The following is a 14,390-nucleotide window of genomic DNA, read 5'->3' on the forward strand; positions in this document are numbered from 1 at the left end:
GGGATCCCGTTTCACAGGATAGTTCTCTTTGCTGCCGATGATGGCAGTTTTGCCGGGATGGTCTAAACCGGATAACAAACGTGGTTCGCCTGCGTATCACGGCGTGAATCCGGGCTACCTGTGGAAACCCCATGAGCCAGAGCCAGCAACTGATCATCTGTGAGTACTGTGACACGGTTTACAACCGTGCGCCGCTGCTCAAGCACCAGCGCGCCGTTTGCCAGCGCTGTGGCGGCGTACTGTACCGGCATACCTCGCTGACGGTGCAGCAACGCCTGGCCCTGAGTGTGACGGGTGGCATCCTGCTGGTGTTCGCCAACGCCTACCCGGTGATGACCATCGGCATGCAAGGGCTCACCCATTCCGCGACATTATGGGACTCGGTACAGATCCTCAGCCACGGCAGCATCACCTTCATCGCCCTGGTCATGGCCCTGTCGATCATCTTTGCGCCGGTGCTGCAGATTACCCTCTTGTGCTGGGTGTTGGGTTTCGCCCTGGCCGGCCAGCGCGCCCCCGGTTTTGCCCTGTGCATGCGCAGCCTGGAGGGCCTGCGGCCTTGGAGCATGCTGGAGGTGTGCCTGCTGGGGGCGATGGTGGCGGTGATCAAGCTGGCGGGGTTTCTCGACGTGATACCTGGCATCGGCCTGCTGGCGCTGGCAGCGCTGAGCATGCTGATCATCCATATCGCCGGCAAGGACATCCGCGGCCTTTGGGAGCAGGTATGAATACCCCGGCCAACGCCGACGACCTGGGCCTGTGCCTGTGCCATGGCTGCGGTCAGGCCTGCGAACTGGGCAGCGACAAGCACACCTGCGAGCGCTGTGGTGCCGCCATCCACCGGCGCAAGGCCAATGCAATCAGCCGTGGCTGGGCGTTTCTGCTGGCGGCGCTGGTTTTCTACATTCCCGCCAACCTGCTGCCGGTGATGCACACCGAAATGCTCGGCAGTGGCAGCGAAAGCACCATCGGTGGCGGCGTGCTGGAGTTCTGGGAGGCAGGGGCCTGGGACATCGCGCTGATCATCTTCATTGCCAGCGTGGGTGTGCCGGCCATCAAGTTCTTCTCGCTCGGCCTGTTGCTGCTCACCGCCCAGCGCGGTTCTACCTGGGCCTGCCGGCAGCGCTCGCAGCTGTACCGTTTCGTCGAGCTTATCGGCTACTGGTCGATGCTCGATGTGATGGTGGTGGCGCTGGTGGCGGCGCTGGTGCAACTGCGCGGGCTGGGCACCATCGAGCCGCGGGTAGGCATCCTGTTTTTCGGCATGGTGGTGGTACTGACCATGTTTTCTGCGATGAGCTTCGATCCACGCCTGATCTGGGATAGCCGTACCAACGAGGGAGGCCGCATTGATGGTGCAACAGACTGACAAGCGCGAGGGCGCGGGGCAGGTTGAAGTGCGCACCCGGCGCTGGAGCGTGTCGCTGGTATGGATCGTGCCGATACTGGCGATCCTGATCGGCGCTTCGCTGGTGGTGCGCAACTGGATGCAGCAGGGCCCGGTCATCGCCATTTCCTTCCACACCGGGGAGGGGCTGGTGGCGCACAAGACCCAGGTCAAGTACCGCAGCGTGGTGATCGGCGAAGTCACCACGGTGGACCTGGCCGACGACAAGAAGAGCGTGGTCGCCAAGGTCCAGCTGTCCAACGACGCCCGTGCGTTCGCCACCCAGGGGGCGCGCTTCTGGGTGGTACGGCCACGCATTGGCGTGGGCGGCGTGTCCGGCGTGGACACGCTGCTGTCGGGCAGTTTCATCGGGGCGGATTCCGGCGAATCGAAAGTGCCGGAAAAGTCCTTTGTCGGCCTGGAGCTGCCACCGCCGATCACCTACGACGAGAAGGGCAAGCGCTTTGTCCTGACCGCAAGTGACCTGGGCTCGCTGGATATTGGCTCGTCGATCTACTACCGCAAGATCCCGGTGGGCGAAGTGGTGTCCTTTGCCCTGCAGGGCGATGGCAAGGGCGTGGAGATCGGCGTGTTCGTGCAGGCCCCTTACGACAGCTTCGTCACCGCCGATACCCGCTTCTGGAACGCCAGTGGCGTCGACATGCAGATCGGTGCCAACGGCCTGAAGATCGATACCGAATCACTGTCATCGATCCTGGTGGGCGGGTTGGCCTTTGGCTCGCCCGACTTCGCCCCGCAAGCCGAGGCTGCTGCCGACCAGGCGCACTTCCAGCTGTTTGCCGACCGCGATACCGCCCTGGCACCGCCCAGTGGCCAGGCCCAGTACCTGCAGTTGCGCTTCGACCAGGCCATGCGCGGCTTGTCGGTAGGCGCCCCAGTGGAGTTCAAGGGGGTCGAGTTTGGCCGAGTCACATCGGTGCAGCTCGACTATGATGCCACCCGCCAGACCTTCCCGGTGGTGGTCAAAGCGGTGATCTACCCGCAGCGGCTGGGGCCGGTACACCGCAAGATGCTGTCTGTGTTCAAGCATTCCGAAGGTGACATGGACGGTGCGCGGCGGCTGATCGGCACCTTCGTCGAGCACGGCCTGCGGGCCCAGGCGCGCAGCGGCAACCTGATCACCGGGCAGATGTTCATCTCCCTGGACTTCTACCCGGATGCCCCCAAGGTGGCCTTCGACAAGACCGCAGACCCTATCACCATCCCCACATTGCCCGGCAGCCTGGAGCAGCTCCAGGAACAGCTGCAGCGGGTAGTGGAGCGCATCAGCAAACTGCCACTGGAGAGCATCGCCAGCAACCTGGACGGCAGCCTGCGAGAGCTGCGTGCCAGCCTCAAGCAGTTCAATGGCCAGACGCTGCCGGAGGTGAAAGTGGCACTGGACGAAGTGCACAAGACCCTGCGCACGGCCAATTCGGCCATTTCCGAGGACTCGCCGCAGCGCGAGCGGATGGGGGAAACCCTGGACGAACTGGAGCGCATGTCGCGTTCGCTGCGTGACCTTGCCGATTACCTGGGGCGGCACCCCGAATCACTGATACGCGGCCGGCCGAAAGCGGCCACTGCCGCCGAGCTGGAACCCTGAGGAGACAGCCGATGCTTCGACTGCGCAATGTATGTGGCGCCGGCCTGCTGGCAGTGCTGTTGGGCTGCAGCAGTACCCCGAACAACTATCACACGCTGGTACCGAGCGAGCCTGTACGCGACGGTGGCCAGCGCATCCAGGTGGCGAGGGTGGTCGTGCCGCCGCAGGTGGACCGCCCGCAGTTGGTGGTGCGACAAGGGCAGAGCGGCCTGGCCATCCTCGAGACGGAGTGGTGGGGTGCCAACCTGGTGGATGAGTTTCGCAGCGCCTTGCAGGACCAGTTGGGCGGGCCGGTGGGTGGCGGCAAGGTGTTGTTGCGCGTGGACGTACAGCGCTTCGATACCGTGCCGGGGCGCTACGCCTCGCTGGAGGCGGTATGGCGCCTGACGCGCTCGGGGGAGGCCGAACTGACCTGCCGTACCTCGCTACAGACGCCCGCAGACAGCAGCATCGCCAGCCTGGTCAATGCCCACCAGGCCAACCTGCGCAAACTGGCCGAGGCGGTGCGGGTGAGTGCCCGTCAGGGCAGCTGTTCTGCATCCTGAGCGTCTCGCGGACCGTTGTAGGAGCGGCCTTGTGTCGCGATAGGGCCGCATGGCAGCCCCAGCAATCGTTGTTGTAACGCTGAAAGCCGGGGGCCGCTTCGCGGCCCTATCGCGACACAAGGCCGCTCCTACAAGCAATCAGTTCAGGCGTCCAGCATTCTGTTTCTTGCCACTGCTGACCATTTCTTGTCCCCGCTCGGTTTTGTCCATTGGCAACTGGTCGAAGTCGCGCAGGCCATCCTTGCGGTACGGGTCGCCGATCCAGCGCGGCGCCACCACAAACTGCGGGCTCACCAGGCTCTTGGCCGGCTCGTAACGGTCATAGCTCAGCCCGGCCAGGTCGGACAGGGTATGGATCAGGTGCGAGCTGCTGTAGGGGCGATCGGCCATCGCCTGCAAGTCGCGCGGGTGCTCGGCCTGCCAGCTTGGCGAAGTCCACAGCAAGAACGGGATGGTGTACATCGGCCGGGTCGGCGCGCCTTCGTTGCGCCCCAGGCGGTCGTGGTTGCCAGAGCTGTACACATCTTCGCCATGGTCGGACAGGTACAGCAGGAAACCATTGGGGGAACTGGCCGAGTAACGCTTGATCAGGCTAGACACCACGTAGTCGTTGTAGCGCACCGCGTTGTCGTAGAAGTTGTAGGTTTGCACCTGGTCGTCCGTCAGCTTGCCGGGCACCCCCTGACGGTCGTTGAAGTGCGCGTAATCGTCCGGGTAGCGGTAGCGATAGTCCATGTGCGTACCCAGCAGGTGCACAATGATGAATTTGTTTGGCGCCGGGTCCTGCAGGGCCTTCTCGAACGGCGACAGCACCACGTCGTCGTATTGGCTGGCATTCTGGTTGCGCTGGTTGTTCAGGTAGACCGGCGCGTCCGTCTGCTGCGAGAAGGTAGTCAGCATGGTGTTGCGCTTGGTCATGGTCTGCTGGTTGGTGATCCAGAAGGTCTTGTAGCCGGCCTGTTTCATCAGGTTGATCAGCGACGGGTCGGTGAGGAAACGGTCCGGGTTCTGCTCGTCGCCGAAGGTGAGGATCTGCTGCATTACTTCGATGGTATACGGGCGTGGCGACACCACGTTGCGGAACACCGTCAGGCCCTTGTCGCTGGCGGCCAGCGCATCGAGGTTGGGCGTGGTGTCGCGGTTGTAGCCGTACAGGTGCATGTGTTCGCGAGTGGTGGATTCGCCCAGCACCAGCACCAGCGTGCGCGGCGCTGCACCGCTGCTGTCACGCAGGTTCTGCAGGGGCGGCAGCGCGGCGTTCTGGGCCAGCAGCTGCTGCATGTTGTCCAGTTGCTGGCGGTACTGGCGGTAGCCGACCAGCAGTTGCCAGGGCACGGCGGGCTCCATGCGTTGCTGCACTTTCTCCGCCGCGTCGGCGAAGCTGCGCTCCTGGGTGACCATCTGCTTGTAGAACGGGTACACCAGGTTGGCCAACAGCAACAGGGCGACCACCGGCAGGCGGCTGCGCAGTGGCAGGCTGACCGGGCGTATGCGCTTCCACAGCAGCACCGCCCCCAGCGTGTAAAACAGCAATGCCAGGCCCAGCCAGGCGCTGAAGTACTGGCTGAAGTACTCACCGGCCTCGGCAGTGTTGGACTCGAACATCACGAAAATGACGCTTTGCGAGAACTCCTGGCGATAGATGCCGAAGTAGCTCAGACCCACCAGTGAAGCGGCCCACAGCACCAGGCCTATACCTGCGGCCGTGGCGCGGGTGAAGCGCGGCAGCAGCAGTACCGGTGCCAGCCACAGACTGCTGAGGAAGAATGCATCGCGAAAGCCGGCGAACCCGGTGGTACCGCTGAACAGCAGCAACGCCTGGGTCACCCCCGAGAAGTACCAGAAGAACAGCAAAAGCCAGCCCAGGCCGGCCCAATCCACGCGCTTGGGCGAGGAGGGGGATGGAGTGTGTGACACGTATGCCTCGTCGTACTTGGCGGCCAGCCGATGTGCTCGTGGCCGGAAAGGGCGTGACGCTAATCTGCCGAGCGTGAAAATAACGTCAACGAGACGCTGGCCCAGGCAAGGTATGATGTATTCAGCCAAACCGGACTGACAGGTCGAGTGAGAATGAACCGTCGCAAGAAGATCAAGCAGCTACTGCAGGCGCACGCCAAGAAGGCCAGTGCCAAGCTGGCGCCGCGCAAGCCCAAGTACATTTGCAAGGCCGACCGTTTGAAGATGGAGGCCGAGGCGGCAGCGGATACCCCCACCTGACTGACTGGCGCGGACCTTGTAGGAGCGGCCTTGTGTTGCGATCGGGCCGCAGAGCGGCCCCACGATATCAGCATTGAAGCAGATATCGCCGGGGCCGCTTTGCGGCCCGATCGCGACACAAGGCCGCTCCTACAGGGAGCGCGTTGGCGGCTTGCGGTCAGCGGCGATAGTAGCGGTGGTCATCATTGTAGCGGTGGTGCATGGCCCGCTCATGGCGGTGCTCCCAGTCGCGGCGCCGTTCCCAGTCGCGTCGGCGTTCCCAGTCTCGCCGGCGCTCCCAATCACGGCGGGCCTGCTCGCGGCGCCACTGCTCGCGGCGCCAGTCGCTGCGGTGGTCATGCCAGCGGTCGTCATCGTGGGCCAGCAACGTGGCTGGCTGTTCATCGGCCACACTGGCCACCCTGGACCAGGGGTTGCCGGCAGGCTGCAACGGTGATTGAACCGCCGGGGCAGCCACTGCGGGCGCCTTCATCTGTGTTGCCGATGCCGTGCCCATCGCCGCGAACGAGAACAGGCCGAGCAGCATCAACCTTGCGACATGTATTTTCATGAGCGAAGCCAACCTCTGATAACAATTGAGCCATCAGGCCAGCAGGTGTCGGGCGAACCTAGTCTCGCGTTCCGTTTCCTTTCTGTGCCTCCCACATAGACCGGTAAACGGGAAAAAGTTCGCAGCGGCAACAACTTGTAGAACTTCAGCGCTTCAAAAAAGGGCACCTTGCGCCTATGGCGACACAAAACAAGCTGTACCTGTGGCAGCGGAGCTCATTTACCATGGCGGCCGTTTTTGACCATTACCAAGGAAACCCGCCATGAGCGCCCCCCAGTTTCGCACCCCCACAGTCGCCGACGCCGAACGCTGCTATGCCATCGAAATCGGTGCCTACGAAGGCGACGAGGCGGCCACGCTGGAGAAGATCCGCACCCGCATCGCGCAGTATCCGCAGGGCTTCCTGGTGCTGGAAAACGCGGGCGAGATCGTCGGTTTCATCAATAGCGGCTGTGCCCACGAAGTGGTGATGTCCGATGAGGCATTCAAGGAGTTGGTCGGGCACGACCCGGCGGCGCCAAACGTGGTGATCATGTCGGTGGTGGTTGACCCGGCGTACCAGGGCAAAGGCTACGCCAAGCAGTTGATGGATGAATTCATCGCACGCATGAAGGCGGCGGGCAAGCTGACCATTCACCTGATGTGCAAGGAACAGCATGTGGCGTTGTACCGGAAGCTGGGCTATCAGTACGTGAAACCGTCGCCGTCGGACCACGGCGGCATGGCCTGGCATGAGATGCTCATGGTCCTCTGATTTCGCAAGACACGGCAGCGTTGCCGGCGATGGGCCGCCAAGGCGGCCCCGAATGGTTGCTTATTCGCCGCTGACCAACTGGCGTGCCAACTGGTTGTGGCGCTCCAGCACCCGTGGCAGGTCGACCGTGGCCAGCTGGCCGTCCTTCACCACCACACGGCCATTGATGACACTGGTGTGCACCTGGGTCGGGGTGCAGAACACCAGCGCCGCCAACGGGTCGTGGTGGCCACCGGCATAGGCCACGTGGCCAAGGTCGAAGGCGACGAAATCGGCCACCATGCCTGGCGCCAGTGCGCCGATGTCATTGCGGTTGAGCACCTTGGCGCCGCCGAGCGTTGCAATTTCCAGCGCCTCGCGCGCAGTCATCGCGTCGGGGCCGAAACCAACCCGTTGCAGCAGCAAGGCCTGGCGCACTTCACCGATCATGCTGGCGCCGTCGTTGGATGCCGAACCGTCGACCCCAAGGCCCACCGGCACCCCATGGTCGCGCATCTTGCGCACCGGCGCGATGCCCGAGGCCAGGCGCATGTTCGAGCATGGGCAGTGGGCGACACCCGTGCCGGTGCGGGCGAACAGCTCGATGCCATGCTGGTCGAGTTGCACGCAATGGGCGTGCCAAACGTCGTGGCCGACCCAGCCGAGGTCTTCGGCATATTCGGCGGGGGTCATGCCGAACTTCTCGCGGCTGTAGGCGATGTCGTTGACGTTCTCGGCCAGGTGGGTGTGCAACGACACCCCGTACTGGCGCGCCAGCACGGCTGCTTCGCGCATCAGGTCGCGGCTGACCGAGAACGGCGAGCAGGGCGCCACCACGATGCGGCGCATCGAGCCGTGGCTGGCGTCGTGATAGTCCTCGATCAGGCGCTGGGATTCCTTGAGGATGTCGGCTTCCTTTTCCACCACCGAATCAGGCGGCAGTCCGCCCTGGCTGCGGCCCACGCTCATGCTGCCGCGCGCGGCGTGAAAGCGCATGCCGATTTCCTCGGCGGCATGGATGCTGTCGTCGAGCTTGCAGCCATTGGGGTAGATGTACAGGTGGTCGCTGGAGGTGGTGCAGCCGGACAGGATCAGTTCGGCCATGGCGGTCTGGGTCGACACCGCGATCATCTCGGGTGTCAGGCGTGCCCAGATCGGGTAGAGGTTGGTCAACCAGTTGAACAGCTCGCCGTCCTGGGCCGCCGGCACCACGCGGGTGAGGCTCTGGTACATGTGGTGGTGGGTGTTTACCAGGCCCGGGATGACCACCTTGCCGCCCATGTCCAGCACCACGTCGGCATGCTGTGGCAGGGTATCGCTGGGGCCGACCTTGCGGATCAGGTTGCCTTCGATGAACATTCCGCCGTTCTTGATCTCGCGGCGTTCGCCGTCCATGGTGACCAGAAGTTCGGCGTTTTTGACCAGTAGCGTTCTTGGAGCATTTGTAGATGACATGGCTTAAGCCTGTCGCAATACGCATCGGCGATTACCGATGTCATAGGCGCAGGGCATTGTAAGCAAGGTTTTTGCGGATTGTATACAGGGCTGATGGTCCTGTGCTGGCCTTTGTATGCGCGGCCCCCTGTGGGACCGCGCAAATGCTCGACAGCGGGGTCACTCGGCCATCTGCAACTCAGGCAGCTTCACCCGAAACGCGCGGGTCAGCCCCAGCAGCACCACAAGGCCCATGCCCATCCAGCACAAACCGATGGTGAACGACAGGCTGGTAAGGCTGCTCCACAGCCACAACGTGCTGAGGAAGCCCAGGCCGGGAATGGCGCCATACAGCAAGTAGTTGCGACCACCACGCAGCTTCTGGTCGATGAGGTAGTGCTTGACCACGGCCAGGTTCACCGCCGAAAAGGCGAACAGCGCGCCAAAGCTGATCATGTTTGCCACCGTGTCGAGGGTGATCACCAAGGCAATCAGCGACAGCAGGCTGACCAGCAGGATGGCCGTGGCCGGTACGCGCTTTTTCGTCACCAGCTGGCCGAACGCGCGGGGCAACGCACCGTCGCGGCCCATGGCGAACAGCACCCGCGACACGCTGGCCTGGGACACCATGGCCGAGGCGAAGCAGCCGGCCACGTAGGTGGCGGTGAAGGCGGTCACCAGCAGCTCGCCGCCAACCCGGCGCATCACGTCCACCGACGCCGAGTCCGGGTCGGCGAAGCTGCCCCAGTCAGGGAACACCATCTGTGCGCAGTACGACACCACCAGGAACAACATGCCGCCGATCAGCGACACGGCGAGGATCGCCACGGGGATGCGGTAGGTGGGGTTGCTGGTTTCCTCGGCCATGGTCGAGACCGCATCGAAGCCCAGGAACGACAGGCACAGCACGGCGGCGCCGGTCATGATCAACGGCACGCTGAAGCCTTCGTGGTGGAACGGCGCCAGCAGCGACACCGGCTGCGCCTGCCCGCTGAGGTTGTGGATGGACAGGGCGACGAACACGATGATGAACACCAGTTGCACCACCACCAGGATCCAGTTCACCCGGGTGATCGACTCGATGCCGATCAGGTTGAGGAAGGTGACCAGGGCAATGGAGCCCGCCACCCACACCCAGGCGTGGATGGCCGGGAAGTACTCCGACATGTAAATGCCGATCAGCAGGTAGCTGAGCAGCGGCAGGAAGATGTAGTCGAGCAGCAGGGTCCAGCCGGTGATGAAACCGATGTGGCTGCCGAAGGCCTTGCGGGTGTAGGTGTAGACCGAGCCGGAGTAGGGGTGGGCCTGGACCATGCGGCCATAGCTGTAGGCGGTCAGCAGCATGGCGGCGAGGGTCAGCAGGTAGGCGATGGGCAGGTGCCCCTTGGTCATCTGGGTGACCAGCCCGTAGGTGGTGAATACTGCAAGGGGGACCATGTAGGCCAGGCCGAACAGCACCAGGGCGGGCAGCCCCATGGACTTGCGGAAACGGCCGTTGCTGGCGGTGGGTTGCGACGGGCTATGTGCAGGGCTATGGGCTGTACTTGTTGTTGTATGCATTGCTAACTCCTGGAAAGGGATGCAGGACGCCGCGGTATGCGAGCGGGCTCGATACCGGAGGGTGTTGTGCAAGGAGGTCGAGCGGGTGGCTCGCAGCGCTGGGGCGGGTTGATGCTCCCACACCCCGCCGGTACCCGGAATCACCCTTTGGGGTGAGCCGGGAGGGGGCTTTGCCGGCTCACCCCAAAGGGTGATTTCGGTGTTTGCAGTGTCATGGGAGTATCTGGCCAACGACGCACCGCACTGGCGGCGGTGCCTTTACTTGAGACGGCAGGCCCACAGTGACTGATCAATTGCTTTCGCAACAGTGGTTCGAGCACCAGGCCAAGGTCACCGAGGCGATCGGCCGACCGGGCTTTGCCGCCACCTTGTTTGCTGCACTTGGCGTGATCCGGCCGATCCAGGCGACCACGGTGTACCTGTACCCGCACGACGGCATGCCCTGCGCGCTGTTCGAGCAGGACGACAAGGCGCCCTGGCAGCCCGAGGGCAATGTCAGCCGCTACCTGTCCGGCTTCTATCTGCTCGACCCGTTCTACGGCGCCTGTGTGGAGCAGGTCGAGTCCGGCTGCTACGGCCTGTTCGAAGTGGCGCCCGACCATTTCGAGGTCAGCGAGTACTACCAGTCGTTCTACCGGCACTCGCATCTGGAGGATGAGCTCAACTACATCCTGCAGGTCGCGCCCGGGCAGAGCCTGGCAGTATCGCTGGCGTTCACCGACAAGCTCGATGGGCAAACCCGTGCGTTGTTCGCGCGTATCACGCCCTGGGTGCTGGCGGTGCTCAGCAAGCATTTCGCCGGGCTGGACAGCCGCGCCGGGCGCTTCGAGAACATCCTCGAGCAGCGCATCCACGCGGCGCTGAACAACTTCGGCAGCTCGCTGCTGACCGAGCGTGAATGCCGTATCGCCCAGCTGATCCTGCGGGGCCACTCGACCAAGTCGCTGGCCGAGCGCCTGGGGGTGTCGGAGGACACCATCAAGTCACACCGCAAGAACGTCTACGCCAAGCTCGACATCGGCACCCAGTCCGAGCTGTTCTCCCTGTTCATCGACGCGCTGGCCAATGCCCAGGGCGTGCTGGGCAAGGACCCGCTGGAAAGCTACATGGGCAAGCTGCGCTGAGCGCAAGCCACCCTGCAACCCCACCGCAAAGGAAAACCAACAATGAATGCGCCTTTCGCCCCGCAACGCCAGACCCGCGACTACCAGGCAGCCGATGCCGCGCACCACATCCATGCCTTCCTCGACCAGAAGGCGCTGAACGCCGAAGGGCCGCGGGTGATCGTCGGTGGCGAACGCCTGCACCTGTGGGACAGCGAGGGCAAGCGCTACCTGGACGGCATGTCCGGCCTGTGGTGCACCCAGCTCGGCTACGGCCGCCGCGACCTGACAGCCGCCGCGGCCACGCAGATGGACCAGTTGGCTTACTACAACATGTTCTTCCACACCACTCACCCGGCGGTGATCGAACTGTCCGAGCTGCTGTTCAGCCTGTTGCCTGGGCACTACAGCCACGCGATCTACACCAACTCCGGCTCCGAGGCCAACGAGGTGCTGATCCGTACCGTGCGCCGCTACTGGCAGGTGGTCGGCCAGCCGGACAAGAAGATCATGATCGGCCGCTGGAACGGTTACCACGGCTCGACCCTGGCGGCCACGGCGCTGGGTGGCATGAAGTTCATGCACGAAATGGGCGGGTTGATCCCGGATGTGGCGCACATCGATGAACCGTACTGGTACGCCGAGGGCGGCGAGCTGACCCCGGCCGAGTTCGGCCGCCGCTGCGCCCTGCAGCTGGAGGAGAAGATCCTCGAACTGGGGGCCGAGAACGTCGCCGGCTTTATCGCCGAGCCGTTCCAGGGCGCGGGCGGCATGATCTTCCCGCCGGAAAGCTACTGGCCCGAGATCCAGCGCATCTGCCGCCAGTACGACGTGCTGCTGTGCGCCGATGAAGTGATCGGCGGCTTTGGCCGCACTGGTGAATGGTTTGCCCACGAGTACTTCGGCTTCGAGCCCGACACCCTGTCCATCGCCAAGGGCCTGACCAGCGGCTACGTGCCCATGGGTGGCCTGGTGCTGAGCAAGCGCATTGCCGAGGCGCTGGTGGAGCGGGGCGGGGTGTTCGCCCACGGCCTGACCTATTCGGGCCACCCGGTGGCGGCGGCGGTGGCCATCGCCAACCTGAAGGCGCTGCGTGACGAAGGCATCGTGCGCCAGGTGAAGGACGACACCGGGCCGTACCTGCAACGCATCCTGCGCGAGGTGTTCGCCGACCACCCGTTGATCGGCCAGGTTCAGGGTGCCGGGTTGGTGGCGGCGCTGCAGTTCGCCGAGCACAAGCCGACGCGCAAGCGCTTTGCCAACGAGAACGACCTGGCCTGGCAGTGCCGTACCTTCGGTTTCGAGGAAGGGGTGATCATTCGCTCGACCCTGGGCCGGATGATCATGGCGCCGGCACTGATCGCCAACCACAGCGAGCTGGATGAGCTGGTAGAGAAGACCCGCATTGCCGTGGACCGCACGGCGCGCCTGGTCGGCAAGCTCTAGACCGCTGATCCCTGTGGGAGCGGGCAAGCCCGCGAACACCGGCGAAGCCGGTGCCATCCACCGTGTCGCCTGGTTCGCGGGCATGCCCGCTCCCACAGAGGGAGTGCGGCGTGCTTGCGGACTGTGTGGTACCTGTTACTTGCGCAAGACGACCGCATGACGGTCGCCTGGAGTACAAATGTACACTCTCGGATTCTGGCAACAACGTGCCTCGGACCTCTACCTCCCGGCCAATGCACTGATCGACGGCAAGCCCGTCAACGCACAGGACGGCGCTACCTTCGCCGCCATCAACCCCGCCACCAACAAGGTATTGGCCCAGGTCACCGCCTGCGGTCAGGCCGAGGTCGACCTGGCCGTCGCCAGCGCCCGCAGGGCTTTCGAACAAGGCCCATGGCCGCGCATGGCCCCGGGTGAGCGCAAGAAAGTGCTGCAGCGCCTGGCCGAGCTGATCTTGGCCCATCGCGAAGAACTGGCGTTGCTGGACTCGCTGAACATGGGCAAGCCGGTCATGGACGCCTACAACATCGACGTGCCGGGCTCGGCGCAGGTGTTCGCCTGGTATGGCGAGGCGCTGGACAAGCTGTACGACCAGGTGGCACCCACCGCGCCCAACGCGTTGGCCACCATCACCCGCGAAGCCCTCGGCGTGGTCGCCGCCGTGGTGCCGTGGAACTTCCCGCTCGACATGGCCGCCTGGAAGCTCGCCCCGGCGCTGGCTGCCGGCAACAGCGTGGTGCTCAAGCCCGCCGAGCAATCACCGTTCTCGGCCCTGCGCCTGGCCCAGCTGGCGCTGCAGGCCGGTGTGCCGGAAGGCGTGCTGAACGTGGTGCCGGGCCTGGGCGAGCAGGCCGGGCAGGCACTGGGCCTGCACCCGGACGTGGACTGCCTGGTGTTCACCGGCTCCACCCAGGTGGGCAAGTACTTCATGCAGTATTCGGCCCAGTCCAACCTCAAGCAGGTATGGCTGGAGTGCGGCGGCAAGAGCCCCAACCTGGTGTTCGAAAACTGCCAGGACCTGGACCTGGCTGCGGAAAAGGCGGCATTCGGCATCTTCTTCAACCAGGGCGAAGTGTGCTCGGCCAACTCGCGGCTGTACGTGCAGCGCTCCATCCATGACGAGTTCATCGAGCGCTTGCAGGCCAAGGCCCGCCAGTGGCTGCCAGGCAACCCGCTGGACCCGGCGAGCCGTGCCGGTGCAATTGTCGACGCCGGTCAGGCTGGCCGGATCGAAGCCGCCATCGCCCGCGCCGGGCAGGATGGCGCGCGGTTGGTGTGTGGTGGTCGGCGCCTGACCATCGACGGCTCGGACAATTACATCGAGCCGACCATTTTTGCCGGTGTCGATGGCCGTATGAGCCTGGCGCGGGAAGAGGTATTCGGGCCGGTGCTGGCGGTCAGTGCCTTCGACAGTGAAGAGCAGGCCGTGCGCCTGGCCAACGACAGCATCTATGGGCTGGCGGCGTCGGTGTGGAGCGATGACTTCAACCAGGTGCACCGCGTGGCACGGGCGTTGAAGGCCGGCACCGTATCGGTGAACACGGTCGATGCGCTGGATGTGACGGTGCCGTTCGGCGGCGGCAGGCAGTCCGGGTTTGGCCGCGACCTGTCGCTGCACTCGTTCGACAAGTATTCGCAGCTCAAGACCACCTGGTACCAGTTGCGCGCCTGATACCCTGAAGGCATACCCAGGACCTGTAGGAGCGGCCTTGTGTCGCGATAGGGCTGCAAAGCAGCCCCAGGGTTTCAGCACAGATGCACAAATTGCCGGGGCTGCTTTGCAGCCCTATCGCGACACAAGGCCGCTCC

Annotated in this window: 13 protein-coding genes; 9 read left to right on the top strand and 4 right to left on the bottom strand. The window is 64.2% G+C overall.

Annotated features, from left to right (window positions below; all coding sequences use genetic code 11):
• Positions 1 to 131 precede the first annotated feature (131 nt).
• Genes GYA95_RS07270 through GYA95_RS07285 form a run of 4 tightly spaced genes read left to right on the top strand, consistent with a single transcriptional unit; the run spans position 132 to position 3,538 of the window.
• Positions 132 to 728: a paraquat-inducible protein A gene (locus GYA95_RS07270; protein WP_015269972.1), complete on the top strand. Its 597-nt coding sequence runs from the start codon at positions 132 to 134 to the stop codon at positions 726 to 728.
• Positions 725 to 1,369, top strand: coding sequence for a paraquat-inducible protein A (locus GYA95_RS07275; protein ID WP_015269973.1), 645 nt, complete (start codon positions 725 to 727; stop codon positions 1,367 to 1,369). Before GYA95_RS07270 ends, GYA95_RS07275 begins: the two co-directional genes overlap by 4 nt.
• Complete coding sequence (locus tag GYA95_RS07280) at positions 1,353 to 2,993, top strand: PqiB family protein (protein WP_015269974.1); 1,641 nt, start codon at positions 1,353 to 1,355, stop codon at positions 2,991 to 2,993. Before GYA95_RS07275 ends, GYA95_RS07280 begins: the two co-directional genes overlap by 17 nt.
• Before the next feature lie 11 nt (positions 2,994 to 3,004).
• On the top strand, positions 3,005 to 3,538 hold the full coding sequence (locus GYA95_RS07285; protein WP_015269975.1) for a PqiC family protein: 534 nt from the start codon (positions 3,005 to 3,007) through the stop codon (positions 3,536 to 3,538).
• A gap of 138 nt (positions 3,539 to 3,676) precedes the next feature.
• Here GYA95_RS07285 and GYA95_RS07290 read toward each other — a convergent pair whose 3' ends face one another.
• Positions 3,677 to 5,455 carry a phosphoethanolamine transferase CptA gene (locus tag GYA95_RS07290; RefSeq protein ID WP_080604859.1) on the bottom strand — a complete coding sequence of 593 codons (1,779 nt, stop codon included), beginning with the start codon at positions 5,453 to 5,455 and terminating at the stop codon, positions 3,677 to 3,679.
• A gap of 153 nt (positions 5,456 to 5,608) precedes the next feature.
• Between GYA95_RS07290 and GYA95_RS07295 the strand changes: the two genes are divergently transcribed.
• Positions 5,609 to 5,755, top strand: coding sequence for a DUF2986 domain-containing protein (locus GYA95_RS07295; RefSeq protein WP_015269977.1), 147 nt, complete (start codon positions 5,609 to 5,611; stop codon positions 5,753 to 5,755).
• A 157-nt stretch (positions 5,756 to 5,912) separates the two neighbouring features.
• Here GYA95_RS07295 and GYA95_RS07300 read toward each other — a convergent pair whose 3' ends face one another.
• Positions 5,913 to 6,281, bottom strand: a complete 369-nt coding sequence (locus GYA95_RS07300) for a hypothetical protein (protein ID WP_015269978.1) — start codon at positions 6,279 to 6,281, stop codon at positions 5,913 to 5,915.
• A gap of 286 nt (positions 6,282 to 6,567) precedes the next feature.
• On the opposite strand from GYA95_RS07300, the gene GYA95_RS07305 reads away from it, so the two are divergent.
• Positions 6,568 to 7,059, top strand: a complete 492-nt coding sequence (locus GYA95_RS07305) for a GNAT family N-acetyltransferase (RefSeq protein ID WP_015269979.1) — start codon at positions 6,568 to 6,570, stop codon at positions 7,057 to 7,059.
• Positions 7,060 to 7,119: 60 nt separating this feature from the next.
• Here the strand turns inward: GYA95_RS07305 and GYA95_RS07310 are convergent, their stop codons facing one another.
• Positions 7,120 to 8,493: an 8-oxoguanine deaminase gene (locus GYA95_RS07310; protein ID WP_043935543.1), complete on the bottom strand. Its 1,374-nt coding sequence runs from the start codon at positions 8,491 to 8,493 to the stop codon at positions 7,120 to 7,122.
• Between the two features lie 159 nt (positions 8,494 to 8,652).
• On the bottom strand, positions 8,653 to 10,032 hold the full coding sequence (locus GYA95_RS07315; protein WP_054571868.1) for an APC family permease: 1,380 nt from the start codon (positions 10,030 to 10,032) through the stop codon (positions 8,653 to 8,655).
• Between the two features lie 281 nt (positions 10,033 to 10,313).
• On the opposite strand from GYA95_RS07315, the gene GYA95_RS07320 reads away from it, so the two are divergent.
• From GYA95_RS07320 to GYA95_RS07330, 3 genes are all read left to right on the top strand, one after another.
• Positions 10,314 to 11,156, top strand: a complete 843-nt coding sequence (locus GYA95_RS07320) for a helix-turn-helix domain-containing protein (protein WP_013972098.1) — start codon at positions 10,314 to 10,316, stop codon at positions 11,154 to 11,156.
• Positions 11,157 to 11,198: 42 nt separating this feature from the next.
• A complete protein-coding gene (locus GYA95_RS07325) occupies positions 11,199 to 12,581 on the top strand; it encodes an aspartate aminotransferase family protein (RefSeq protein ID WP_015269983.1) in 1,383 nt (460 codons plus the stop codon).
• Positions 12,582 to 12,759: 178 nt separating this feature from the next.
• On the top strand, positions 12,760 to 14,253 hold the full coding sequence (locus GYA95_RS07330) for an aldehyde dehydrogenase (protein WP_015269984.1): 1,494 nt from the start codon (positions 12,760 to 12,762) through the stop codon (positions 14,251 to 14,253).
• Positions 14,254 to 14,390: the final 137 nt, after the last annotated feature.

The sequence above is a fragment of the Pseudomonas asiatica genome (assembly GCF_009932335.1).
Taxonomy (GTDB): domain Bacteria; phylum Pseudomonadota; class Gammaproteobacteria; order Pseudomonadales; family Pseudomonadaceae; genus Aquipseudomonas; species Aquipseudomonas asiatica.

Excerpts from the sequence above, each read along its gene's own strand:
- GYA95_RS07270 (WP_015269972.1), top strand. The coding sequence starts at position 132 with ATGAGCCAGAGCCAGCAACTGATCATCTGTGAGTACTGTGACACGGTT.
- GYA95_RS07275 (WP_015269973.1), top strand. The coding sequence starts at position 725 with ATGAATACCCCGGCCAACGCCGACGACCTGGGCCTGTGCCTGTGCCAT.
- GYA95_RS07280 (WP_015269974.1), top strand. The coding sequence starts at position 1,353 with ATGGTGCAACAGACTGACAAGCGCGAGGGCGCGGGGCAGGTTGAAGTG.
- GYA95_RS07285 (WP_015269975.1), top strand. The coding sequence starts at position 3,005 with ATGCTTCGACTGCGCAATGTATGTGGCGCCGGCCTGCTGGCAGTGCTG.
- GYA95_RS07295 (WP_015269977.1), top strand. The coding sequence starts at position 5,609 with ATGAACCGTCGCAAGAAGATCAAGCAGCTACTGCAGGCGCACGCCAAG.
- GYA95_RS07300 (WP_015269978.1), bottom strand. The coding sequence starts at position 6,281 with ATGCTGCTCGGCCTGTTCTCGTTCGCGGCGATGGGCACGGCATCGGCA.
- GYA95_RS07305 (WP_015269979.1), top strand. The coding sequence starts at position 6,568 with ATGAGCGCCCCCCAGTTTCGCACCCCCACAGTCGCCGACGCCGAACGC.
- GYA95_RS07310 (WP_043935543.1), bottom strand. The coding sequence starts at position 8,493 with ATGTCATCTACAAATGCTCCAAGAACGCTACTGGTCAAAAACGCCGAA.
- GYA95_RS07315 (WP_054571868.1), bottom strand. The coding sequence starts at position 10,032 with ATGCATACAACAACAAGTACAGCCCATAGCCCTGCACATAGCCCGTCG.
- GYA95_RS07325 (WP_015269983.1), top strand. The coding sequence starts at position 11,199 with ATGAATGCGCCTTTCGCCCCGCAACGCCAGACCCGCGACTACCAGGCA.
- GYA95_RS07330 (WP_015269984.1), top strand. The coding sequence starts at position 12,760 with ATGTACACTCTCGGATTCTGGCAACAACGTGCCTCGGACCTCTACCTC.